The sequence below is a fragment of the Diaphorobacter sp. HDW4A genome, assembly GCF_011305995.1.
GTDB lineage: Bacteria > Pseudomonadota > Gammaproteobacteria > Burkholderiales > Burkholderiaceae_C > Diaphorobacter_A.
Window position 1 is genome coordinate 4,858,699 of record NZ_CP049910.1, and the last position, 25,048, is coordinate 4,883,746.

A 25,048-nucleotide genomic window follows, 5' to 3' on the forward strand; every position below is an offset into this window, starting at 1 on the left:
CAAGCGCTCAGCCGTTGCAGGGAAGGCAGGGCACGTCCCATGCATCCGCCAGCATCTGCGCGCGCTGCAGGCGCACGCGGCCCGATTCGAAATCGAGCACGCGGATCGCGTCGGCATGCGCGGGCCGCTTGGGCAGCTCGCGCGTGCGGGCATCGCTCATCAGCCACAACCAGCCTTCCGAACCACCGCCGCCATGCACGGCCAGCAATTCATCCGCGCGCCTGAGCGCCTCGACCAGCGGCGTGCCACCGCCCCCGCCAATGGGCGCGACCCAATCGTCGTTCCACGCCCCGGCCTTGCAAGGCGCGAGCCGCAACTGCACGCCTTCACCACCAAAGCAGATCAGCGCGACATGCTCGCGGCGCAGATAGGCCTCGCGGAAAAGGTCAAGCAACACGCCCTTGGCGCGCGCGAGCGCACCCGTTGTCACCATCGATGACGAGCAATCCAGCAGCACGCAATGCAGACGGCCCGTAACGAGCTCCTTGCCATGAAAGCGCAGATGCTCCAGCGCCAAGGCCTCTGCACCGCGCATGGCCAGCGTGCGCGGCCAGTCGACGCTGGTGGACGGATTTTCCGCAGGATGGCGCGAGCGCTTGTTTGAATCCGGCTGTGCCCTCTGCGCCCGCACCACTTGCCCCGCCAGGGCCTGCGGCGCGGCGCGAGGGCTCAGGCTTTTTTTGTGGCGGGCTCTTCCATGCGACGCGGCAGCAACGGCGAAGCTTGCGCATTGCGTTGCACGGGAACGGGCTGTGCGGGCAGATAACCCCAGTCGTTGTCCTGCGCGCTGTTCTCGTTCGAAGGTGTTGTCGATGACGTTGGCGGGGCTTCGCTCACAGCAGGCTGTTGCCCCGTCGCCGCGGCCGGCTTGCGTCTGTGCGCGAGCACCAGCTCCGCGACCGCATGCACATGTTCGGGCAATACGTCCTCCGCCTCGCTCCACGCCGCAAACGCGCGCGCGGCACGCAGCAGCACGAGATCGGCGCGCATGCCATCGACCTGCGCGGCGATGCACAGCTCGCTCGCGGCCTGCAGCACGGCGTCGTTCAAAGGCAGAGCGCTGTGGTTGCCAAGGCGTTGCATTGCAACCTTCAATCGCGCGCTCAGGCGTTGCTGCTCACCCGCATAGCGCGCGCGCAGCGCTTCGGGGTCGGCATCGAAAGCCAGGCGCAAGCGCACGATCTCCTGGCGCAGCGCCACATCGCTCACGTTCTCAAGCCGCACGCACAGCCCCAGCCGGTCGAGTAGCTGCGGCCGCAGCGTGCCCTCCTCCGGATTCATCGTGCCGACCAGCACGATGCGCGCCGCGTGGCTGTGCGAGATGCCGTCGCGCTCGATCACGTTGACGCCGCTCGCGGCCGCGTCGAGCAGCACATCGACGAGCGCATCGGGCAACAGATTGATCTCGTCCACATAGAGCACACCGCCATGCGCGCGGGCGAGCAGCCCCGGCGCAAAGCGCACCGCGTTTGCGGCCAGCGCCTGCTGCAGATCGAGCGTGCCGACCAGATGCTCGAGCGTCGCACCGAGCGGCAGCGTGACGAAGGGCGCATCGGGCAGCAGCTCAGCCAGCGCACGTGCACCGGTCGACTTGGCCGTGCCACGCGGGCCCTCCACCAGTACGCCGCCGATACGCGGATCAAGCGCCGCGAGCAGCAGCGCAAGGCGCAGCTCGGGCTGACCCGCAATTGCGGCGAACGGGAACAGCGGCGGCAAGGTCGCAAGGCCAGTGTCTGTGGTCATCATCATCGACCTCCTTCCATGCGCTGCTCATGGTCGAGCAGCAGGTCTTCAAGCTTCTCGCGATACTCGCCCGGTTCTTCCCACAGGCCACGCTGCACGGCCTCGAGCAGGCGCGTTGTCATGTCACGCAGCGCGTCGGGATTGTGCTGTTCGAGAAAATTGCGCGTGTGCGCATCAAGCAGATAGGCGTCTGTGACCATTGCGTAGTGATGATCGGCGACCTGGTGCGTGGTGGCATCAAAGCCGAACAGATAGTCCACCGTCGCGGCCATCTCGAACGCGCCCTTGTAACCGTGGCGCATGGCACCCGCGATCCATTTGGGATTGGTCACACGCGCGCGCACCACGCGGCCGATTTCTTCGCCAAGGCTGCGCACGCGCGCATGCTGCGGGTTCGCATGGTCGCCGTGGTACAGCGCCGGTTGCCTGCCCGAGAGATGCGTGGCCGCCGCCGCCATGCCGCCCTGAAACTGGAAATAGTCGCTCGAATCAAGCACGTCATGCTCGCGGCTGTCCTGATTCTGCAGCGCGACATCGAGCTGCCCCAGCCTCGCTTTGAGCGCACCAAGTGCGGGCACGCCATCGCCGTCCTGCCCGTAGGCGAACGCGCTCCACTGCAGATAGGCACGCGCGAGATCGTCCTCGCTCTGCCACGCGCCGGTCTGGAACAACCCCTGCAGCCCCGAGCCGTAGTGCCCCGCCGGAGCCCCGAACACACGCCAGCTCGCCTGACGCAGCGCCGCAGCATCGTCCATGCCGCGCGCCTTGAGATCGGCGCGCTCCTGCTCGATGCGCGCGCGGATCGGATTCTCTTCTGCGTCTTCACCGTCGAGCGCCTCAACCGCCTGCACCGCCGCATCGAACATCTGCACGACGTTGGGAAACGCATCGCGGAAAAAGCCCGAGATGCGCAGCGTGACGTCGACGCGCGGACGGCCCAAGCCCACGCGCGGAATCACCTCGAAGTCCACCACGCGGTGACTGCCCGCCGCCCACTTGGGGCGCACGCCTATCAGCGCAAAGGCTTGCGCGATATCGTCGCCGCCGGTGCGCATAGTGGCCGTTCCCCAGACCGACAGCCCCAGCGTGCGCGGGTACTCACCGTTGTCCTGCAGATAGCGCTCCAGCACATTCTTCGCAGCCTGCTGGCCGAGTTCCCACGCCGATTGCGTCGGGATCGCACGGCTGTCGAGCGTGTAGAAATTGCGGCCGGTCGGCAAGACGTCGGGACGTCCACGTGAGGGCGATCCACTCGGCCCTGCGGGCACGAACTTGCCTTCAAGGCCGCGCAGCAACTGCATGAGCTCCTGCTCGCCGCAAGCGTCGAGCGCGGGGGCCAGCGTGTCCTGTACATGCTCCACGGCAGCGCGTGTGTGCGGCCACCCGTTCGCCATCTCCGGCGACTCGATCACCGCCGTCGCCAACAGTTCGAGGCGCTCGCGTGTGTCGCCCTCGTGCCGCCATGGCTCATCGCTCACGGCCTGCAGCGCAGCGGGGCGCGGGCCCGTCCACGCACGCGCGGGCTCGATGCGCAGCGGATCGAAATCGGCGGTCAGCAGATCGTTGGCAAGCGCCTGCAGAATGCCCGTCTGCGCGCCGCCCGATGGGTAGCGAGCAAGCGCGAGCAAGGTGTCGCGCCGCTGCCTGCCCTCGGGCGACTGGCCGAAGACATGCAGCCCATCGCGGATCTGCGTTTCCTTGAGTTCGCAGAGATAGGCGTCGATGCGTTCAAGCAGCGCATCGTCGTCGCTGGCCTGCGCGGGTTCGATGGCCAGATCCTTGAGCAGATGCTGCTGACGCACGATGGCGAGGATCTGCTTGCGCAGCAGCTCCGCGCGGCGCTGATCGACCAGCAACGCATCGTAGAACTCGTCCACCAGCCGCTCCAGATCCTGCAACGGCCCGTGGTTTTCCGCACGGGTGAGCGGCGGCATCAGGTGGTCAATGATCACCGCCTGACTGCGGCGCTTGGCCTGCGCGCCCTCGCCGGGATCGTTGACGATGAACGGATAGAGATGCGGCAGCGGACCGAGAATCGCATCGGGCCAGCACTGCGCCGACAGCGCGAGGCTCTTGCCCGGCAGCCATTCCAGATTGCCGTGCTTGCCTACATGCACCATCGCGTCCACGCGCCACACATCGCGCAGCCAGAAGTAGAACGCCAGATAACTGTGCGGCGGCACCAGCTCGGCGTCGTGATAACTCGCATAGTCCTGCGCCCCCATGCCCTTGCCGTCATTGAGCAACGCGCGCGCGGGCTGGATGCCGACGAACACCGAACCGAGGCGCAGGCCCGCGATCATGAAGCGCCCGTCGCGCAGCGCGGGATCGGCCTCGGGCCTGCCCCAGCGCGCTTGGATCGCCTCGGCCATTTCGGGCGCGAGCCCGGCGAGCCGCCGCTCGTAGTCGGCCAGCGCATAGCTCTGCATCGCGGGGCGCAGCGGCCATTGCGACGGGTCGTTGGCGATGCCCTGAAGCAGCGCCTGCATGAGCGCATCGCTGTTCTCCGGCAGCGCGTTCTCGTCACCAAGCGCATAGCCACTGCGTGCAAGCGCCCGCACAATGGTGATCACCGATTGCGGCGTGTCCAGCCCCACGCCGCTGCCGATACGACCCTCACTTCCGGGGTAGTTGGCGAGCACCAGCGCAATGCGTTTTTCGGCCGCAGGCTTGCTGCGCAGGCGGCACCAGCGCTCGGCCAACTCGGCGACGAAGTCCACGCGGTCGGGCTCGGGCTGGTATGCCACTACGTCGGTCTGCGTGATCGGGCAGCGGTACGACAGGCCCTTGAAGCTCACCGCGCGCGTGATGATGCGGCCGTCCATCTCAGGCAGCACCACCTGCATCGCGATGTCGCGCGGGCGCAGGCCCTGACTGTCGGCCAGCCAGTCCTCGCGGTTGCCGCCGCTCGCGATCACCTGCAGCACCGGCGCATCGCCCGCAAGCGCCGCGCCCTCGCCTACCGCAGAGAAAGCGGTGGTGTTCATCACCAGCGCCACATTCTGCTCGTCGCACAGCGCGCGGAAGGCGGCAAGGCACAGCGCATCCTTGAGCGAGTCGAGCGCCACCGGCAGCGGGTTCAACCCGCGCGCATGCAGGGCCAACGCCAGCGCATCAAACGCCGCCGTGTTGGCAGACAGCAGGTGGGCGCGGTAGAAGGTGATCGCCACCACCGGCCCACCGTCATGCCACGCCGCACGCAGGTCATCGAGCCCCGCGATCGCATGCGATGCGCACAGTGCGGTCGGCACATGCACAGCGATCTGCGGCAGGGTGCGCGGCGGCGGTGGCTCGTTGCCCTGCGCGAGCCCGTGGAAGGCTACGGCGCGCACAAATGCCTGCGCATTCTCGATGCCGCCCGCGCGCAGGTATTGCCACAGCAGGCGACAGACCGGCAGCGCGAGCGTGCTGCGCTCAAGCAGTTGCAGGTCTTCCTGCAGATCACCCGAGAACATCGCCAACTTCTGCTTGCGCTGGTGCGCGAGCGCATGGATCTGCTGCACGCCATACGGCCACGCGGATTCGGAGCCGAGATGATCGACCACGACCACCTTGGCATGCTGCAGCACCTCGTCCACATACAGGTCGAGCGACGCGGGCTGGCGCAGGTGCAACAGATTGGCCAGGCGGATGCTCGGGAAGCCCGGCTGCTGTTCGCTGAGCGCGGCGCAGGCCTGCGCGAGCAACGCGAGCGTGGTGTCGGCGGAGCTGAGGATGACGATGTCGGCAGGCGTCTGTTCAAGACGCGTGACGATGCTTTCGTCCTCGACGAAACCGCCGGGGCGGGTGCTGAGCAGATGCATTCCGGTCCCTTATGCCGTCACGTCCGCCGCCACGCCCGCAAGACCTGCGCGCAGCGCGGCCTCGTCGAGATTCTGGCCGATGAAGACGAGGCGCGTGGTGCGCTCTTCATCCGCCTTCCAGGCGCGGTCGAAATGCGTGTCGATGCGGCGGCCCACGCCCTGCAGCAGCCAGCGCATGGCCTTGCCCGGCACGTGCGCAAAGCCCTTCACGCGCAGGATGTCGTGGGTGCCGACCAACTGCTCGACGGCAGCCAGCAGCTTGTCGCGATCCACGGCGGGCAGCTCGATCACGAACGAGTCGAACTCGTCATGGTCATGGTCCTCGTCGTGATCGTGGTGCGTGGGGCGCAGGTCGATGGTGGTCTCGGCCGCCTTCGACAGACCCAGCAACACATCGAGCGGCAGGCGGCCATGCGATGCGTGCACGATCTTCACCTCGGCGGGCAGCTCCTCGCGCACCATGGCCTGCACCTTTGCAAGAGCCGCCGCATCGACCGCATCGGTCTTGTTGAGCACTACCAGATCGGCGGCGCCGAGCTGGTCTTCGAACAGCTCGTGCAGCGGCGATTCATGGTCCAGATTGGGATCGGCGCGGCGCTGTTCATCCACCGCTTCGGGGTGTGCCGCGAACTGGCCTGCGGCAGCAGCGGGCGTATCCACCACGGTCACCACCGCATCGACGGTGAACACGTTCGAGATGTCGGGCCACTGGAAGGCCTGCACCAGCGGCTTGGGTAGCGCCAGGCCCGAGGTCTCGATCAGCACCGCGTCAATCTGGTCGCGGCGCGCGGCCAGCTCCTTCATGACCGGGAAAAATTCCTCCTGCACCGTGCAGCACATGCAGCCGTTGGCCAGCTCGTAGAGCGTGCCCTGCACCTCGTTGCCGCTGTCGTCGCAGCCGATGCCGCAGCCCTTGAGAATCTCGCCATCGATGCCGAGTTCACCAAACTCGTTGACCACCACCGCGATGCGGCGGCCATTGGCGTTGTCCAGAATATGGCGCAGCAGCGTGGTCTTGCCGCTGCCCAGAAAGCCGGTGACGATGGTGGCGGGGATTTTGGCGGTGTTCATGGCGTGACTCCTGCGAGCGAAAGGGGAAGGTGAGGAAGAAGAGAAAAAGGAACTGCAGAGCGGGCCGCGTGCGACAAGCGCGCAGCCGAAATCGATGCGCACGGCGATGTGCACATCGGCAGGTGAGAGATGAAATTCAGTGGGCCATGCCGCGTGGAAGCGGGCAGGCCAGAGCGGTAGCGCATGCGATGTCGTTTCCCGGACTTCGCACACCCGCGAGGTCCGATGAGTGATGGGGTTGAATCCACACACACCGCGCAATCGCGCCGCCGGACAGGGCCACATGCAGCCCGTGTGAAGCGTTCGTTCTGCGGATCGAAGGCATCGACCCGGCCACACGCTTTCAGTGCTGCACCAGCCTGCCCGGACATGCACACTCCCGCGGTGTCCGAAGCGATGCGAAGGCCGGTATCCGGGCTTGCGAAACATCTGCAGTGCCATGACATGCAGACTCAGTCCAACGCCTTCCCACGCAGCAAAGAACAGCGCAGTGACTGCTGGTCAGCCAACGCCGACACAGCCTGTGGACCTGAGATTTCGCCTACCGTTGCGGGGGCAGCGCAGGAATTGCGGTCTTATGAAAGGAAAGGCCGCGCACCTGCTTCTCGTTGAACCCTGTGAACTCCCTATGCAGCCGCCGGATCGGACGCTTGCAAGGGCACGTGGGCACCTTCGAATCTGACGCGCCGACTGGTTGGCCGGTGCGCCGAGGGCGATTATCGTTCATATCGCTGCAGGCTTGATGCTGCGGACCATGAATGCAAAAAGGCCAGTGCCGTCGATCCACTCGAGCGGCACTGGCCTTTGTGTCAGCTACAAAAGTACTCGAATCAATCGAGAGTAATGTTTGCAGTCTTGATCACTGCACGCCACTTGTTGACTTCATCGTTCAGGAAGGCGGTCGATGCCTTGGGGTCCATGCCCGAAGGCAGCACGCCAGCCGAATCGAACTTGGCCTTCACTTCGGCGTCCGGCAGAGCCTTGGCGATTTCCTTGTAGAGGCGGTCCACAACGGGCTGCGGCGTGCCTGCGGGCACGGATGCCATGAACCACGCGTCTGCTGTAAAGCCCTTCAGACCTTGCTCGATGAACGTGGGCACGTTGGGCATGGCGGGCAAGCGTTCGGTGTGAGCAACGGCCAAGGCCTTCACGTTGCCCGCGTTGAGCTGCGAGTTGATCGTCACGGCGGTCAGAAACCCGAAGTCGGTCTCCCCAGCCACGAGCGACACCACGGACGGCGCGCTGCCCTTGTAGGGCACGTGAGTGACCTTCACGTTGGCCTGCATCGCATACAGCTCGGCGCCGAGATGGTTCGGGCCGCCGGTGCCCGACGAAGGAAAGTTCAGCTTGCCGGGAGAGGCCTTGGCGGCGGCGGTCAGATCGGCCACCGACTTGAGCGGGCTCTTGCTGCCCACGGTAAGCACCAGCGGGCTGCGGCCTACGAGGCTGACCACGCTGAAATCTTTGAGCGGGTTATAAGGCAGCTTGGCGTAGAGGCCCGGTGCCATGGCCATGCAGCCCACGTCGCCGAGGATAAGGGTGTAGCCATCGGCCGGTTGCTTGGCGACGTAGTCGCAGCCGATGGTGCCGTTGGCGCCGGGCTTGTTGTCCACCACCACGGAGACGCCCATGTTCTCGCTCAACTTCTGTGCGAGCAGTCGACCAATGATGTCGGTCGATCCACCTGCGGCATAGGGCACGATCAGGCGGATCGGCTTGTTCGGATAGGCCCCGTTATCGGCCTGAGCCAGCGGTGTGGCGAATGCGGACAAAACTGCGGCTGCAGCAGCAACGGCGCGCAGTGCGCTACGTGGGGAAAGGGACATGTGCTCCTCGCGGAAAAATAGGATGGTTCTCGCGGCGCGCGAGCTTATCAGTGCGTCTGTGAATTCCTACCGGAAACAGGGGTTTGGCATCCTCCCCCTCCAGACGCGACTAAGGAATGCCAGATCGACCGGATCAAGCAACTTTCGTACCGCTCTTGGTGGCGCGCGGTTTGGCTGTCTTTTGAGCCGCAGGGACATGCGCGGACGCAGGTTTTGCAGCGGGCGTTGAAGCAGGAGTACGCGTCGTCAGTGTCACCGCCGCGCGTGGACTGCGCAGGTTGTCCGCATCGAGGATCAGGCGCCCCTGGATGCGCCCCTTCATGCGCTTGACGGAGCGCGTCGCATCCTGCATGTGCTGCAGCATGAGGGCGCGCACCCGCTCGCTGTCGCGTGCGCGCGCTGCCTCAACGATGTCGCGGTGGTAGTTCGCGTTCTCCTCGCCGAAGCGACGGTGCTCGGTCTGCGGCGTGCGGTTACCGAAGACGATGAGCTGGCGGATCATCTCGTTGATCAGCTCACAGGTGAAGCGCAGAAACGGATTGGGATTGGCGGCCGCGAGGATGTCGTGAAAGTTCACGTCTTCACGGCGCTGCATGATCAGGTCTTCGTGACTCGAGGTGGGATCGCAGCAGACGATGCTGTGCTCAAGCGCCTCGAAATCCGCCTCAGTGAGATGCGGCACGGCACCGGCCGCGAGTTCGGGCTCGAGCATCATGCGCACCGCGTAGATGTCGTCGATCGTGACTTCCTTGAAGAACAGGTAGTTCTGCATGAACTGCAGCGTGCGATCAAGCGGCACCTCGACGATGGTTCCCCCGCCCGACGGGCCGGTGGAAATGGTGATCAGCCCCTGCACCTCGAGCGACTTGAGCGCCTCGCGGATGGTGCCCTTGCTCACCTCGAACTGCGCCTGCAATTCGCTCTCGCGCGGCAGCCGGTCACCGGGGCTGAGATTCTTCTCGGTGATCATGCGCTTGATTTCCTGCGCGACCAGATCAGAGCGCTTGAGCTGCTTGATCGCCATCGGTGAAGAAGACTTCTTGGTTGCCATATCGGAGCTTTTGTTCTGTCAGGCCAGATGCGGCGGGCCATGTGCACGAGCTTTCGCATCGCGCAATCAGTATGCACCGCGAACGCGCGTTATCACCAGCCTCTAGGGTTTGTCCGCGTCATATTTGTTCTATTTGTCACTATAAATAGGATTTGAGGAGCAGGAGTGGTGCAGCCGGTTCTGGCACGCATCGTGCTCCGATAACAAAGCAGGCCATACGGGCCTCGATTCAACCCTGGAGACACCCTCATGCAACGTCGCAACTTCCTGCAAATGTCCGCGCTCGGCGCTCTGCCAGCCTCTCTCGGTCTCACGCACAGCGCGTGGGCACAGGCCAAAGACACTATCCAGTTCGGCTGCCCCGTGCCCATGTCCGGTGCGTTCGCCGCGAATGGCAAGTTCGCCGATCTGGGCATGAAGCTCGCGATTGAGCAATACGGCAAGGCCTTGAACCGTCCGCTCGGCTACACGCTGCTAGACACCGAAGGCAAGCCCGCCACCGCCATCCGCAAGGTGCAGGACGCCTCGCAGCAGGGCACGAAGTTCTTCGCGGGCGGCATCCTGTCGTCCGAATCGCTCGCCATGGGCAAGGAAGCCGAGAAGGCCGGAGGCATCTTCATCACCACTGCGGGTGCCGACGAAATCACCGGCAAGGACTGCAACAGCGCCACATTCCGCTGGTCCGTGCCCACTTTCGGTGCCATCGAACAGACCGTGCGCCCACTGCTGGACGCGCACCCCAAGGCCAAGCGCGTCTACACCATCACGCCGCAATACGTGTTCGGCGACGGCCTGCTGACGGCAGCCAAGAACATCTTCAAGGAACGCGGTATCGAGCATGTGGGCAATAGCTACCACTCGCTCACCGAAAAGGAATTCAGCGGCTACCTGACCAATGCCGTCGCGGCCAAGCCCGACGTGCTGCTGATCCTGAACTTCGGCCAGCAATCGTCCGACACCCTGCGCCAGGCCATCAGCTTCGGCATGAACAAGAACACCACGATCCTGATCGCCTGGGCCTCAGGCCTCGAGCAGTTCGAATCGCTTGGCGCTGACCTCTGCGACGGCATCTACTTCGGCGCGCAGTACTGGCATACGGTCGACGCCCCGCAGAATCTGGACCTCGTCAAGCGCTGCAACGACAAGTTCAAATTCAACCCCAACTACAGCCTGGCTGGCTCCTACATCTGCACCAAGCTGATGATCGACGCCATCATCAAGGCCGGCACCGCAGACACCAAGGCCGTCATCGCCGCCATGGAAGGCATGAAGTACCAGGGCCTCACCGGCGAAGAAGAAATCCGCAAGGCCGACCACCAAGTGCTCAAGAACTACTACCTCCTTAAGGGCAAGGCCAAGTCCAAGATGAAGAACAAGGACGACTACGCCGACATCGTGAGCAGCGGCAAGTCGTTCCTGCCGGTGGATCAGACCGGCTGCAAGATGGGTTGAGCCCAACAGCTGCAACAACAAAGAGTTGTCGTCGAACCTGCACGCAAGCAGCGCATGCAGAGTTCAGGGCTCCGATTCGCCCCCCACAACGACAAGACAGCCCTTCAGGCTAGGCGTCTCACGAGCAGACAGTACTCTCGTACGGCAAGCGTGAGCAACGACGCATGAAGGGCTGTCTTGGCGCCTCCAAACGATGAACCATCGAAGCCGCAAGGCTTCGCAAGCCCCAAAACATAGAAGCTTCCCCATGAGCATTTATCTGCTTCAGACGATCAACGGGATCGGCATCGGCATGCTGTATTTCCTGTTGGCGGTAGGCCTGTCGATCGTCTTCGGCCTGCTGCGCTTCGTCAACTTCGCACACGGCACCTTCTACCTGCTCGGCGCCTACTTCTGCTACCAGATGAACCAGTGGGGCATGGGCTTCTGGCTGTCTCTCGTCGTTGTTCCCGTAGCGGTGGGTGCCATCGGCTGGATCACCGAAAAACTGATCTTGCGCCATGTCTACGCCAAGCCGCACGAGTTCCACATCCTCATCACCGTGGGCTTTGCACTCGTCGTGCAGGAGGTCGTGATCATGATCTGGGGGCCGCTCGGTGACAGCGTGCCCACGCCCGATCTGCTGAGCGGCGTGGTCATGTGGGGCAGCTTCATCTATCCCAAGTACCGCTTGTTCGTCATCGGCTTCACTGCCGTGCTGGCCGTGATCATCTGGTGGGTGCTCGAGGGCACGCGCCTTGGCTCCATCGTGCGCGCGGGCAGTGAATCGACAGAGATGGTGTCATTGCTCGGCACCAATATTCTGGGCATTTTCAGCCTGGTGTTCGGCTTGGGTGTGGGCCTTGCCGCATTGGCGGGGGTGCTTGCCGCACCGATACGCGGCGTGAGTCCGTTCATGGGAGTGGAAGCACTTGGCGTCGCGTTTGTGGTGGTGGTAGTCGGGGGGCTCGGCAGTTTCAGCGGTGCATTGGTGGGCGGCTTGCTGATCGGCATTGTGCAGAGCCTAATGAGCACGATCTGGCCGCCTGGAGCGAGTCTGATGATCTATGTGGCAATGGCGGCGGTGCTGCTGCTGCGCCCCAACGGCCTGCTGGGCCGCCAAATCTGAGGTAAGGGTCGCCACACCATGAATTCCAAGCATTACCAATTCCTGATCGCGGTGGCCATCGTCGTCGCGATGCCGCTGTTCATGAAGTCCGGCTCGCTCGCGAGCGAGGTGCTGATCTATGCGCTAGCGGCCATGGCCTGCAATCTGCTGCTCGGCTACACGGGGCTGCTGTCGTTCGGCCAGGGCGTGTTCTTTGGCCTTGGCAGCTACACGCTCGGCATTCTGCTCACGCGGCTGCCGATCTCGATGCCGCTCGCGCTGCTCGCGACGGTGGTCATGGGCGGCATCGGCGCGGCCATCGTCGGCTGGGTCGCCATTCGCCAGAAGGGTACCTATTTCGTGATGCTGACGCTGGCGTTCGCGCAGATGTTCTACTTCGTCGCCTACAGCGCGAGCGATCTGACCGGCGGTGACAACGGCCTCATGGACATCCCGCGCAAGTCGCTCACGCTCGGCGGCCAGACCATCATTCCGCTTGAGACGCCATGGCAGTACTACAGCTTCGTGGCCGTGCTGTTCCTCATCGTTTACTGGCTGCTGCGTCGCGTCTGCGATTCGATCTTCGGCCGCACGCTGCTGGCCGTGCGCGACAACGAGGAGCGCGCCGCCGCCGTGGGCTACAACCTGCGACTGCTCAAACTGCAGGCCTTCGTGATCTCCGGGGCTGTAACGGGTCTGGCAGGCGCGCTGCATGCGCTGATGACCGGCATCGCGCCGCTGTCGAACGCCGAATACCACACCAGCGAAATGATCCTCGTGATGACCGTGATCGGCGGCACCGGCAACCTGCTCGCCTCGCTGCTCGGCGCGGCGTTCTATGTGCTGCTCGGCGACTGGCTGTCCACGCTGTGGCCGCGCTGGCTGCTGATTCTCGGCGTGGTGCTGATGATCGTGAGCCTTGGTATGCAGGGCGGCCTCTGGGGTCTGTGCCAGAAGCTGTGGCAGCTGGCGCGTGGCAAGAAATCCAATGAAGAAGGTGATGGCAAGGCCTCGCAAGCCAATGCCAAGGGAGGCCACGCATGACAACAGCAACGACAACTACCACTTCCAGCAACCTCGTTCTGCTCGAAGCCGTCGGTGTCGAGAAGCGCTACGACAAGTTCGTGGCGCTCGGCGGTGTGGACATCAAGGTTCGCGCCAATACGGTGCATTCCGTGATCGGGCCCAACGGCGCGGGCAAGACCACCCTCTTTCACATGCTTACCGGCACCAAGACGGTGAGTGGCGGAAAAATCGTTTTTGACGGGCACGACGTAACCCGCGAGCCAGACCATGTACGCGTGCGCCGTGGCATGGCACGTTCGTTCCAAGTGACCAGCCTGTTCCTCACGCTGCCGGTGCGCGAGAACCTGCGTCTGGCGGCGCAGGGCGTGGCGCCAATACAGGCGCTCAACTGCTGGCGTGCGCCGGTGGGCGATCTCGCACGCAAAGACACCGTCGCCAGCGTGCTCATAAAAATTGGAATGGAGCGTTTCGCCGACACACCTGCAGGCAATCTCTCGCATGGCCAGCAGCGCCGTCTCGAAGTGGGCATGGCACTTGCAGCCAAGCCCAAGGCCATCTTTCTTGACGAACCAACCTCCGGCATGGGCATCGACGATCTGGACGAGATGAAGCATCTCATCCAGAGCCTCAAGCGCGAACACACGGTGGTTCTCATCGAACACAACATGAACATCGTCATGGACATCTCCGACACCATCACCGTGATGCAGCAGGGCCGCGTGCTGGCCGAGGGTCTACCCAACGACATCCGCAACGATGACCGGGTGCGCAAGGCCTATTTGGGCAACATGATCACCGGAGGCAAGGCATGACGTCCACTGGCAACGCACCGCTTCTTCAGGTCGAAAGCATCCACGCGCACTACGGCAAGAGCCATGTGCTGCAGGGCGTCTCGCTGCATGTGAGCGATGGCGAGCTGGTCACGCTGCTCGGACGTAACGGCGCGGGCAAGACCACGACGCTCAAGTGCATCGCGGGCGCGATGCTGCCCACGCAGGGCCAGATCCGCTTTGCGGGCACGGTGACCAGCAAGCTCGCCACGCACCAGGTGGCGCAGCGCGGCATCTGCCTCGTGCCCGAGCATCGCGGCGTCTTCAAGCTGCTGACCGTTGAGGAAAACCTGATGCTCGGTCAGCGCAAGTCTTCGCCCTGGCAGTTGGACGACATCTACCGCATCTTCCCGCGCCTCAAGGAACGGCGAACCAATGGCGGTGGCCAGCTCTCGGGCGGGGAGCAGCAGATGCTGGCCATCGGCCGCGCGCTGATGAATGCGCCGCGCCTGCTGATGCTCGATGAACCGGTCGAAGGCCTCGCGCCGGTGATCGTCGAAGAGATCGTCGCGCAGCTCAAGGTGATCAAGGCGGCCGGTGTGTCCATCGTGCTGGTCGAGCAGAACCTCGAGGTCTGCACCCAGCTTGCAGATCGCCACTACATCATCGAGCAGGGCGCAGTGGTGCACGAGGCGACGAACGCGGAGTTCATCGCCGACGAAGCGGTGAAGGACAGATACCTTGGTGTTGGCATGGCGTGAAACACGCCGGAGAAGTGAAGTAATGAGTACCCCCGGAAGAAAATTCCTGATCGCGCGTCTGAATCACGAGACCAATACGTTCTCGCCCGTCCCCACGCCCCTCGACGCCTTTGCGCCGACCTTTGGCGAAGACGCGTATCGCGCCAACAAAGGCATGCGCACGGCGATGGCCGCATTCATCGAATTGGCCGAGGCCGAGGGCGCCGAGCTGGTCACGCCGGTCTCCGCGATGTCCAACCCGAGCGGGCCGGTGCATGCCGCCGCGTATGACGAACTCACGCGCCGCATCGTCGAGGCCGTTCCCGGCTGCGATGCCATCCTGCTCGATCTGCACGGCGCGATGGTGGCCGAGAACAGCGACGACGGCGAAGGCGATCTGCTCGAACGGGTGCGCGCGGCGGCCGCGCCGGGCGTGCCGATTGGCGTGGCGCTCGATCTGCACGGCAACATCACCGAGAAGATCGTGCGCAACGCCGATGTGATCGTGGGTTTCAAGACCTACCCGCACATCGACATGTATGAAACCGGCGAGCACGCGGGCCACTTGCTGCTGGAGATGTGGCGCGGCCAAGCGCAGTACGAGGTGATCTGGAAGCCGCTCGCGCTGATGAGCCACACGCTGCGCAGCACCACTTTGAGCGGCCCGATGAAGGATGCCTGCGAGCGCGCCGCCGCAATGGAAATGAATGAGGGACTGCCAGCGGTGTCGGTGTTCGGCGGTTTTTCGCTGGCCGACATTCCTGCACCTTGCGTGAGCGTGGTCGCCACGGTGAAGAAGGGAACGGCGAGCGCGCAGCAAGCCGTCATCAACGCATTTGCCGATCAAGCCGTGTGGCAGCGCCGCGCGGAATTCGTCTACGACAGCGAGCCACTTGAGGCCTCGCTCGCCAAAGCGCAGCAGCTTGCGGCGCACGCCGATGGCAAGCCGGTGCTGCTGCTCGATCATGGCGACAACTGCATGTCAGGCGGCACCTGCGACACCATGGACGTGCTGCAAGCCGCACTGGCGCTGGGTATGAAAGGCATCGCGGTCGGCCCGCTGTGCGATCCGGAAGCGGTCGCGCAGATGTTCGCGGCAGGCGAAGACGCTGAGGTCGACATCGCTCTCGGCAACAAGCGCTCGCTCGCGCACCTCGGCATGCACAAGCAGCCCGCGCAACTGCGCGGCGTGGTACGCAAGCTCAGTGATGGCAAGTACATCGTCTCGGGCCCGATCTACAACGGCATGGAATGCCACATGGGCCGGAGCGCGCTGCTCGACATCGACGGCGCGCAGATCGTGGTGACCGAGCAGACGCATGAGCCCTGGGACCTTGGCGTGTTCCATTGCGTGGACGTCGATCCGACCAAGGCACGTTACTTGCTCCTCAAATCGCGCATGTATTGCAGGCCCGTTTTTGTGCCGTTGTCCGCTGGGCTGGTCGAATGCGACAGCCCCGGCGTGACGACGTCGGACTACTCGCGATTTGTCTTCTCCCGCGTGAATCGACCGGTGTATCCATTGGATCGCGACATATAAGGGTTAGACCTTATACATTTCGGTTATGGATGCCTAGAATCATCAGAGAGCGGCCTATAGCAGGGACCGAGCGCAGAAATAATTGAGGGTTTGCCCAGATTTTTCATCTTTCTCAACGTTGAAAGGAAGTGCCCGATGAAGTCCCTATCCCGCCGTTCCACCCTCGCTGCCGCCGGCCTCATCGCCCTTGCCAGCCTGGGCACCAGCTCCGTGTTCGCTGCCGACAAGATCAAGGTCGCCGGCATCTACACCGTGCCGTTCGAGCAGCAATGGGTCAGCCGCATTCATCTGGCATTGAAGGCTGCCGAGGCACGCGGAGAGATCGAATACAAGGCCACGGAAAACGTCGCCAACCCCGACTACGAACGCGTGATGCGCGAGTATGCCAATGGCGGCTCGCAGCTGATCTTCGGTGAGGTGTTCGGCGTCGAGGCCGCAGCGCGCAAAGTCGCCAAGGACTTCCCGAAGATCGCCTTCGTCGCGGGCTCGTCGGGCAAGCCCACGGGCAACAACTTCGCGGTGTTCGACAACTACATCCAGGAGCCTTCGTACCTGTCGGGCATGATTGCGGGCGGCATGACCAAGTCGAACAAGATCGGCCTGGTCGGCGGCTTCCCGATTCCTGAAGTCAACCGCCTGATGAACGCCTTCATGGACGGCGCGCGCTCGGTGAACCCCAAGGTCACCTTCAGCATCACCTTCATCAACAGCTGGTTCGACCCACCAAAGGCCAAAGAAGCCGCCTTCGCGATGGTCGACAAGGGCGCGGACATTCTCTACGCCGAGCGTTTCGGCGTGAGCGATGCGGCCAAGGAACGCAAGGTGCTGGCCATCGGCAACGTGATCAACACGCAGGAGCAGTACCCCGACACCGTGGTCGCCTCCGCACTGTGGAACATGCAGCCGACCGTGGACGAGGCCATCAAGCAGGTGAAGTCCGGCACATTCAAGGCCGCCGATTTCGGCCCGTATTCGATGATGAAGCCGGGCGGCTCGTCGCTCGCGCCACTGGGCACGTTCGAAGCCAAGGTGCCTGCCGATCTGAAGAAGAAGGTGGCTGACAAGCAGGCCGAAATCCTGGCGGGCAAGTACACCGTGAAGGTCAACGACGCACAACCGAAGCCCTGATGCAACAAGACGGAAAGACCGACGCAAACAACAGTCCCGCGCCGGTTCTTGAACTCAGCCACATCACCAAGCGCTTCGGGTCTCTCACGGCCAACGACGACATCTCGCTCACGCTTGGCGCGGGCGAGGTGCTCGCGCTTCTGGGTGAAAACGGCGCGGGCAAATCGACGCTGATGGCGATTCTCTTCGGTCACTACGTGGCCGACGAGGGCACCATCCGCGTGCACGGTCAGGCACTGCCATCGGGCAATCCGCGCGCGGCGCTGGCGGCCGGCATCGGCATGGTGCACCAGCATTTCGCGCTTGCGGACAACCTCACGGTGCTCGACAACATCCTGCTCGGCACCGAGTCGCTGTGGTCGCCGCTCTCGCACCGTGCAGCGGCGCGCGAGAAGCTGACCGCCGTGTCGAAACAGTTCGGCCTCGTGATCGATCCCGATGCGCGCGTCGCCAACCTGAGCGTGGGCGAACGCCAGCGCGTGGAAATCCTGAAGGCGCTGTATCGCGGCGCGCGCATCCTGATCCTCGATGAGCCGACTGCCGTGCTCACCCCGCAGGAGAGTGAGGCGCTGTTCGACACGCTCTCGCAGATGGTGGCGCAGGGCCTGTCGATCATCTTCATCAGCCACAAGCTCGCCGAAGTGCTGCGCGTGTCGCACCGCATCGCGGTGCTGCGCCACGGCAAACTCGTGGCAGAAATGCAAAGCGCGGGCGCGACACAGGCCGATCTCGCATCGGCCATGGTGGGCCGCAGCGTGCAGGCTGGCGTGCGCCATCCCACGCGGGCGCAGGGCGATGTCGTCTGCCAACTCGACAAAGTGCACACACCCGCAGGACGCGACGCGCTGCGAGGTGCCTCGCTCGAGATCCGCGCGGGCGAGATCGTGGCCGTGGCCGGTGTGTCCGGCAACGGCCAGGTGGCGCTGGCGAGCGTGCTCTCGGGCATGGTCGCCATCACTGCAGGCCGCGCGACGCTGCTCGGCAAACCGCTGCCGACGCAGCCCTCGCCGCTGGTGGCGCTGGGCGTGGCGCGCATTCCCGACGACCGGCACGGCATGGGCGTGGTGGGCGATCTGCCGGTGTGGGAGAACGCGGTGTCGGAATATCTGCACCAGCCCCGCACGGCGCTCACGCGCTTCGGTTTCGTCAGGCGTGCTGCGGCGCGCCTGAAGGCGCAGAAGATCAGCGAGGATTTCGATGTGCGCGGCGGTGGGCTCGATGCGCTCGCGCGCTCGCTCTCGGGCGGCAACATGCAGAAGCTCGTGCTCGGTCGCGCGCTCAGCGCATCGGACGCTGCAACGCCGCCGGTGCTGATCGTCGCCCACCAGCCCACCTGGGGTCTGGACATTGGCGCAGTCGACTATGTGCAGCAGAAGCTGCTGGCGGCCCGCGATGCGGGTGCGGCGGTGCTGCTGATTTCGGATGATCTGGATGAGGTGATGCTCATGGGCGATCGCATTGCCGTGATGCACGAAGGCCATCTCACGCAGGCACTTGAAGCCGACGCTTGGACGCGTCAGAGCATCGGCCTTGCGATGGCAGGAGCGGTCGCATGAGACTGGAAAAAAGACAGACGCTGTCGCGCACGGCGTTCGTGATGGCGCCAGTGTGCGCGCTGGCGGCCACGCTGCTGGTCGCGGCATTGCTGGTGATGTGGGCGGGCAAGCCCGTGGGCGCGACATTCGCGCTGCTGATGCAGGGCGGATTCGGCTCGAAGTTCGCGTGGAGCGAGACGCTCACCCGCGCGATTCCGCTGATCCTCACCGGCCTCGCCGTGGCGGTCGCATTCCGTGCGCGGCTGTTCAACATCGGCGCGGAGGGCCAGCTCTACGCGGGCGCGCTCGCTGCGGTTGCGGTGGGGGGCATGCATGGCGGGGCAGGCTTCGATCTGCCCATGCCGCTGCTCTTCGTGCTGATGATGCTGGCGGCAGCCGTGGCCGGTGCGCTCATGCTGCTCGGCCCTGCGCTGCTCAAGTCCAAGCTCGGAGTGGACGAGGTGGTGACGACGCTGCTGCTGAACTTCATCGCCGCACTCGCCGTGTCCGCGCTGCTCGACGGCCCGATGAAAGACCCGATGGCGCTCGGCTGGCCGCAGACCGTGGCGCTGCAGTCCGATCTGGAACTCTCGCGCCTGCTGGAAGGCACGCGCCTGCATACCGGGCTGATCTGGGCCGCCGCGCTCGCCGTGGCCCTGTGGCTGCTGCTCGAGCGCACGGTGCTCGGCTTCGACATCCGCGCCACCGGCGCCAATCCCAAGGCCGCGAAGTTTTCGGGCGTGAGCACGCTGCGCACCATCGTGATGACGGCGCTGATCTCGGGCGGCGTCGCGGGTCTCGCGGGCGCCATCGAAGTGGCGGGACGTTCCAGTTACGTGACGCTCGACCTGTCACCCGGCTACGGCTACACCGGCATCGTGATCGCGATGCTCGCGGGCCTGCGGCCGCTCGGCGTGCTGGCTTCGGCGATTCTGGTCGCGGGCATCCAGGTGGGTGCCGACAGCATGAGCCGCGCGGTGGGCGTGCCCACCTACATCGCCGACGTGATCGTCGCGGCGGCGCTCATTGCCGTGCTGATCGCCTCGCTCATGACGCAATACCGCATTCAGTGGAGGGCCCGCTGATGCAGGAGCTCATCGATACTCTGGCCAGTCTGCCGTTCTGGATTGCGGTGCTGCGTGTGGCTACGCCGCTGATTCTGGGCACGCTCGGCGTGCTGATGTGCGAGCGCGCGGGCGTGCTCAATCTCGGCATTGAAGGCATCATGGTTGCGGGCGCGTTCGCGGGCTGGATCACGGTCTACAGCGGTCATGGCCTCTGGACCGGCGTGCTCGCGGCGATGCTCGTCGGCGGCCTGCTCGGGCTGCTGCACGCGTTTCTCACCGTGGGCCTCGCGCTGTCGCAACATGTCTGCGGCCTCGGCATCACCATGCTCGCGACCGCGCTGTCGTACTACGCCTACCGCGTGAAGTTCCCCAAGGTAGACACGCCGCCCACCATCGAGCCCTTCGCGGCCATGGACTGGCTGCCGATTCCGGTGCTCAACGCGCAGACGCCGCTCACGCTGGTCGCGCTGCTGCTCGTGCCGCTGCTCTACTGGGTGCTGATGCGCACGCCGCTGGGCCTCGCGATCCGCATGGTCGGCGAGAGCCCGCAGGCCGCCGAAAGCCAGGGCATCAACGTGGTCTGGATGCGCACCGGCGCCATCGTCGCGGGCTCGGCCATCATGGGCATGGCGGGCGCGTTCCTCACGCTCTCGGCGTTCAACGCGTTCTTCTTCAACATGATCAACGGACGCGGCTGGATCTGCGTGGCCCTCGTGGTGTTCGCCTCATGGCGCCCCGGCAAGGCCTTGCTCGGCGCGCTGCTGTTCGCATTTTTCGACGCGCTCCAACTGCGACTGCAGCAGGGCGCAAGCGGCGGTCTCGTGCCGTATCAGATCTATCTGATGCTGCCCTATTTGCTGTCGATCCTGGCGCTGGTGGTGATGGCGCGCCGCGCCAGCTACCCACAGGCGCTGATGAAACCCTATCGCAAAGGAGAGCGTTGATCATGACGACGCCCACAACCACTACCCCCACCACTCCCACGACACCCGCGACCATGGACCTAATCGTGCGCCACTGCACGCTGCCAGATGGTCGTACCAACATCGACATCGGCGTGCAGGCCGGCCGCATCGTGGCCGTGCAAACAGCGCTCGCGGCCACGGCCGTGGAAGAGGCCGACGCCGAAGGCATGCTGGTCGCGCCGCCGTTTGTCGACGCGCATTTCCACATGGACTCGACGCTCAGCTACGGCCTGCCGCGCGTGAACGAAAGCGGCACGCTGCTCGAAGGCATCGCGCTGTGGGGCGAGCTCAAACCCCTGCTCACGCAGGACGCGATCGTCGAGCGCGCCCTCGCTTATTGCGACTGGGCGGCCGCACGCGGACTGCTCGCGATCCGCAGCCATGTGGACATCTGCGACCCGCGCCTGCTTGCCACCGAAGCGCTGCTGCACGTGCGCGAGAAGGTCAAGCCCTACATCGACCTGCAGCTGGTCGCCTTTCCACAGGACGGTGTGCTGCGCGCGAACGGTGGAAAGGGCGCGAAGGACAATCTGATCCGCGCGCTCGACATGGGCGTGGACGTGGTCGGCGGCATTCCGCACTTTGAACGCACCATGGCGGAAGGCTCCGAGAGCGTGCGTTGGCTCTGCGAACTCGCCGCCGAACGTGGCCTGCGCGTGGACATGCACTGCGACGAAAGCGACGACCCCTTGAGCCGCCACATCGAAAGCCTGGCCTACGAAACGCAGCGTCTCGGCTTGCACGGCCGCGTGAACGGCTCGCACCTCACATCGATGCACAGCATGGACAACTACTACGTCTCCAAGCTGCTGCCGCTGATGCGCGAGGCCGGCGTCTCCGCCATCGCCAACCCGCTCATCAACATCACGCTGCAAGGCCGCCACGACACCTATCCCAAGCGCCGTGGCATGACCCGCGTGCCAGAGATGCTGGCGGTGGGCATCGACGTCGCCTTCGGCCAGGACTGCTGCATGGACCCGTGGTACAGCCTCGGCAGCGGCGACATGCTCGAAGTCGCGCACATGGGCCTGCACGTCGGCCAGATGACCAGCCAGAACGCGATGCGCCAGTGTTTTGACGCGGTGACGGTTACGCCTGCGAAGATTCTTGGGCTGGAAGGCTACGGGATTGAAGTGGGGTGCAACGCGGACATGGTGTTGCTGCATGCGCGCTCTGCTTCGGAAGCGATTCGGCTGCGGGCTGCGCGGCTCAAGGTCTGGAGGCGTGGTGCGTTGATTGCTTCTACGCCCAAGGCGGATGCTGTGTTGCACCTGGCTGGACGGCCTGCAAGCGTTTCTTTGTTGGCTGCACGCTGAGGGGGCTACTGAGGCTGTTGGCCACCGCGGCTGATTTTTTGAGAGCGGAGGCCGGGACTGCCCCCGGCGGGGCAGTAACTTTTTGCTTGCGCGCAAAAAGTCACCAAAAACGCGCTTGAATTCGGGGTCACGCGGCAGAACTCACTGCGCGACTACGTCGCTTCGTTCGGGCAACCGCCGCGAGCTAGATGTTCAATAAGAGGAGTTTGCGGCACGTCGCTGCGCTCGTGCCGGGGCATTTGCAGAGTTGGGTTGGGAGGCTAATGCCCATTGCGCTTTTAAGCGAGGGGGCCCAACGAACCAATCAAAAAATCGCACAGCACTGGCGCACCAACATCTTGCGAAGTCGCGAGATGCACGGCACGAGCGCAGCGATGTGCCGAACACACCTCTTATGAAAACTCTGAATCGCGGCGGTTGTCCGAGCGGCGCGCGCAGCGCAAAGCGAGTTCTGCCGCGGGTATTAAAAAGCGCATTTTGGTGACTTTTTGGGCAAGACCAAAAAGTTACTGCCCCGCCGGGGGCAGTCCCGGCCTCCGCCCTCAAACAAGCCAGCCAGCAGCCAGCAAAAAAAGACTACCCCCCAGCCCCCAGCTGAATGGAAATCTTCCGAGCCACCTCCTGCACAAGAGGAATCACCTCCCGCATCCGCGCCTCATCGGTATAGGCATCCGTACTCGTCACGCTGATCGAAGCCACGATCTCCCCACTCGCATCCCGCACAGGCGCCCCCACGCAGCGGATTCCGTCAACGTTCTCATCCATGTCGAACGTGTACCCCTTGGCCGCATAGTTGGCCATGGCCCCCAGCCATTCGTCTTCGGTCAACCGACCGGCGAGCCCTTTTTCAATCTCCTGTTGAAAGCGCTTTTTCCACGCGGCGCGTCCATCGTCAAGGATCAACGCCTTGCCCACCGAGGTGCTGCAGACCGGTTTGCGTCCGCCGATGCGGGTGTTGACTTCGATGGCGCGTTTGCCACCGATCTTGTCGAGATAGATGATGCCCTCGTCCTCGTCCAGAGCAGCAAGGTGCACGGTGTCGAGCGTCTGTGCGGCGAGTTCTTCAAGGAAAGGTCTGGCGGTGGTGGTGACCGCCGATTCACGGTAGGCCATGAAGCCCAGCTCCACCAGGCGGCTGCCCAAGCGGTAGCCCTTGCGCGGTTCAAAACGCAGATAGCGGACCTCCACGAGCGCCGACGCCAGCCGGTGCGTGGTGCTGAAGGTGATGCCCGTTTTCTCGGAAATATCCTTGACCGTGCGGCAGCCGTCGGCGACGGCTGCCACGACCTCAAGGCCGCGAAACAAGGTCTGGCTGGCGAGAGGTTTGGCTGTTTTGCCTGTTGTAGTTGTCGTCTTGTCGGTCATGTGAGGCGAGGGCATTGCATGGGCGTCGATGATTCATGACCATCGGCGCGATGCAGTGCCACACGCCTTGACGATCAGGAGTCCAACGGTTGTCCGGTGCGGTCTTTGGTAAAGCTGATGGCGATCAGCGAGACCAGCGCGCACAGCGCAATGAAGATGGCGACCGGAACATAGCTGCCATGATAGCGAGCCATCAATGCCGTGGCGATCAGGGGCATCGGGCCGCCGACCAGAGCGGCACCGACCTGGTAGCCGAGCGAGATACCGGTGTAGCGCACGTTGGGCGGAAAGCTCTCAGCGAAGAAGGTGCCAAGCACCGAGCCGTAGGTGGACCAGATGACCGAAAAGCCGATCACCACAGCGATAGTGGAGATCACCGCCGAGCCCTGGTTGAGCAGCCAGAAGTACGGACCGGCATACAGCGCGATCAAGATGGTTCCGGCCACGAAGACCTTCTTGCGGCCGATGCGGTCGGACAGTGCGCCGAAGTACAGCATCACCGGCACAGCGATCACGGCTGCGATCAGCACGATGTTCAGCGCTTCGACGCGCTTGTACCCGAGACCTACGAGATACGAGATGGTGAACGTCGCGAACAGGAAGAAGGTCGAGGTTTCGACGAACTTCGCGCCGATGGCGACCAGCACCGGACGCCAGTGCTTGGTGATCGTTTCGGTCAGCGGCAGCTTCTTCGAAGCGGCAGCGGCAGACGGGTTGGCCTTGGCCTGTTCAGCGACCTTGCGGAACGACGGCGTTTCCTCGACCTTGTTGCGGATCCACATGCCGATCATCACGAGCACGATGGACAGCACGAACGGAATGCGCCAGCCGTAGGACAGGAAAGCCTCTTCCGTGAACACGGTGCTCAGGCCCGAGGTGACAAGGTTACCCAGCGCCAGACCGAACAGCGCGCCGGTCTGCGGCACGGCGCCGAAGAAGCCGCGCTTTTTGGCGGGCGAGTATTCTACCGCCAGCAGCACGCCGCCGCCCCACTCGCCGCCAAGGGCAAGCCCCTGCAACAGGCGCAGCAGCGTGAGCAAAATCGGCGCCCACACGCCGATCTGGTCGTAGGTCGGCGTAAGGCCGATCAATACGGTAGACAGGCCCATGATGGACAGCGTCATCACGAGCGTTTTCTTGCGCCCGACGCGGTCACCGATGTGTGCGAAAACGACGCCGCCGATGGGACGGATCAGAAAAGCGAGGGCGAACGACGCGAGCGCCAGCAACTGGCTGGTGACGGGATCATCCGATGGGAAGAACAGCTTGCCGAAGACGATGGACGACATGGTTCCGTAGAGGAAATAGTCGTACCACTCGATGGTGCTGCCGACGGCGCTGCCGAAGAGCGCGCGGCGACGGTCTGCGTCGCTGATCTGGTTGTCGGGGGATGGGCTTGTTTGGGCCTTGAGGCCTGATGGTGTTGCCGCCATGGAATTCATTTGTCTCTGCTTACTAAAACGGACTGGGTACTTGGAGGTACTGCACTGACCACAAGAGTCGTACTGGCGCCGTCAAAGGGATAACGCACGGAAAAAACACGAAAGACCGCACGAGCCCCGC

The 25,048-nt window shown here is 64.1% G+C and carries 19 protein-coding genes and 1 riboswitch; of the genes, 11 read left to right on the plus strand and 8 right to left on the minus strand.

All coding sequences use genetic code 11. The features are described from left to right. Positions 1–7: 7 nt before the first annotated feature. From G7047_RS22320 to G7047_RS22345, 6 genes are all read right to left on the minus strand, one after another. Complete coding sequence (locus G7047_RS22320; RefSeq protein WP_240939221.1) at positions 8–631, minus strand: magnesium chelatase; 624 nt, start codon at positions 629–631, stop codon at positions 8–10. 38 nt (positions 632–669) lie between these two features. Continuing rightward, on the minus strand, positions 670–1,743 hold the full coding sequence (locus G7047_RS22325) for an ATP-binding protein (protein WP_166310116.1): 1,074 nt from the start codon (positions 1,741–1,743) through the stop codon (positions 670–672). Between the two features lie 2 nt (positions 1,744–1,745). After that, complete coding sequence (gene cobN, locus G7047_RS22330; RefSeq protein WP_166310118.1) at positions 1,746–5,546, minus strand: cobaltochelatase subunit CobN; 3,801 nt, start codon at positions 5,544–5,546, stop codon at positions 1,746–1,748. A gap of 9 nt (positions 5,547–5,555) precedes the next feature. Then, positions 5,556–6,617 carry a cobalamin biosynthesis protein CobW gene (gene cobW, locus G7047_RS22335; RefSeq protein ID WP_166310120.1) on the minus strand — a complete coding sequence of 354 codons (1,062 nt, stop codon included), beginning with the start codon at positions 6,615–6,617 and terminating at the stop codon, positions 5,556–5,558. Positions 6,618–7,002: 385 nt separating this feature from the next. After that, a riboswitch (cobalamin riboswitch) is annotated at positions 7,003–7,259 on the minus strand. Positions 7,260–7,447: 188 nt separating this feature from the next. After that, on the minus strand, positions 7,448–8,443 hold the full coding sequence (locus tag G7047_RS22340) for a tripartite tricarboxylate transporter substrate binding protein (RefSeq protein WP_166310122.1): 996 nt from the start codon (positions 8,441–8,443) through the stop codon (positions 7,448–7,450). Positions 8,444–8,576: 133 nt separating this feature from the next. After that, positions 8,577–9,494 carry a FadR/GntR family transcriptional regulator gene (locus G7047_RS22345; RefSeq protein WP_166310124.1) on the minus strand — a complete coding sequence of 306 codons (918 nt, stop codon included), beginning with the start codon at positions 9,492–9,494 and terminating at the stop codon, positions 8,577–8,579. Positions 9,495–9,743: 249 nt separating this feature from the next. On the opposite strand from G7047_RS22345, the gene G7047_RS22350 reads away from it, so the two are divergent. The 11 genes from G7047_RS22350 to G7047_RS22400 all read left to right on the plus strand — a co-directional run bounded on the left by G7047_RS22350 (position 9,744) and on the right by G7047_RS22400 (position 22,120). After that, entirely contained in the window at positions 9,744–10,946 is a 1,203-nt protein-coding gene (locus G7047_RS22350; RefSeq protein ID WP_166310126.1) for an ABC transporter substrate-binding protein, read from the plus strand. Positions 10,947–11,193: 247 nt separating this feature from the next. Then, a complete protein-coding gene (locus tag G7047_RS22355; RefSeq protein WP_166310128.1) occupies positions 11,194–12,054 on the plus strand; it encodes a branched-chain amino acid ABC transporter permease in 861 nt (286 codons plus the stop codon). A gap of 18 nt (positions 12,055–12,072) precedes the next feature. Next, a complete protein-coding gene (locus tag G7047_RS22360; protein ID WP_166310130.1) occupies positions 12,073–13,077 on the plus strand; it encodes a branched-chain amino acid ABC transporter permease in 1,005 nt (334 codons plus the stop codon). Next, positions 13,074–13,871 (plus strand): ABC transporter ATP-binding protein, encoded by a 798-nt coding sequence (locus tag G7047_RS22365; protein ID WP_166310132.1) that lies wholly within the window; start codon positions 13,074–13,076, stop codon positions 13,869–13,871. The genes G7047_RS22360 and G7047_RS22365 overlap by 4 nt, the downstream gene beginning before the upstream one ends. Beyond that, complete coding sequence (locus G7047_RS22370; protein ID WP_166310134.1) at positions 13,868–14,590, plus strand: ABC transporter ATP-binding protein; 723 nt, start codon at positions 13,868–13,870, stop codon at positions 14,588–14,590. Before G7047_RS22365 ends, G7047_RS22370 begins: the two co-directional genes overlap by 4 nt. Positions 14,591–14,612: 22 nt before the next feature. Then, positions 14,613–16,109 carry a M81 family metallopeptidase gene (locus G7047_RS22375; protein WP_166310136.1) on the plus strand — a complete coding sequence of 499 codons (1,497 nt, stop codon included), beginning with the start codon at positions 14,613–14,615 and terminating at the stop codon, positions 16,107–16,109. Between the two features lie 135 nt (positions 16,110–16,244). Continuing rightward, a complete protein-coding gene (locus G7047_RS22380) occupies positions 16,245–17,237 on the plus strand; it encodes a BMP family protein (RefSeq protein ID WP_166310138.1) in 993 nt (330 codons plus the stop codon). Next, positions 17,237–18,793: an ABC transporter ATP-binding protein gene (locus G7047_RS22385; RefSeq protein ID WP_166310140.1), complete on the plus strand. Its 1,557-nt coding sequence runs from the start codon at positions 17,237–17,239 to the stop codon at positions 18,791–18,793. Before G7047_RS22380 ends, G7047_RS22385 begins: the two co-directional genes overlap by 1 nt. Continuing rightward, positions 18,790–19,857 (plus strand): ABC transporter permease, encoded by a 1,068-nt coding sequence (locus G7047_RS22390; protein WP_166310142.1) that lies wholly within the window; start codon positions 18,790–18,792, stop codon positions 19,855–19,857. The genes G7047_RS22385 and G7047_RS22390 overlap by 4 nt, the downstream gene beginning before the upstream one ends. Further along, positions 19,857–20,783: an ABC transporter permease gene (locus G7047_RS22395; protein ID WP_166310143.1), complete on the plus strand. Its 927-nt coding sequence runs from the start codon at positions 19,857–19,859 to the stop codon at positions 20,781–20,783. Before G7047_RS22390 ends, G7047_RS22395 begins: the two co-directional genes overlap by 1 nt. A gap of 2 nt (positions 20,784–20,785) precedes the next feature. Then, positions 20,786–22,120, plus strand: a complete 1,335-nt coding sequence (locus G7047_RS22400) for an amidohydrolase family protein (protein ID WP_240939222.1) — start codon at positions 20,786–20,788, stop codon at positions 22,118–22,120. 576 nt (positions 22,121–22,696) lie between these two features. Here the strand turns inward: G7047_RS22400 and G7047_RS22405 are convergent. Beyond that, entirely contained in the window at positions 22,697–23,485 is a 789-nt protein-coding gene (locus G7047_RS22405; protein WP_166310144.1) for an IclR family transcriptional regulator, read from the minus strand. Positions 23,486–23,559: 74 nt separating this feature from the next. Next, a complete protein-coding gene (locus G7047_RS22410; RefSeq protein WP_240939223.1) occupies positions 23,560–24,927 on the minus strand; it encodes an MFS transporter in 1,368 nt (455 codons plus the stop codon). Positions 24,928–25,048 lie beyond the last annotated feature (121 nt).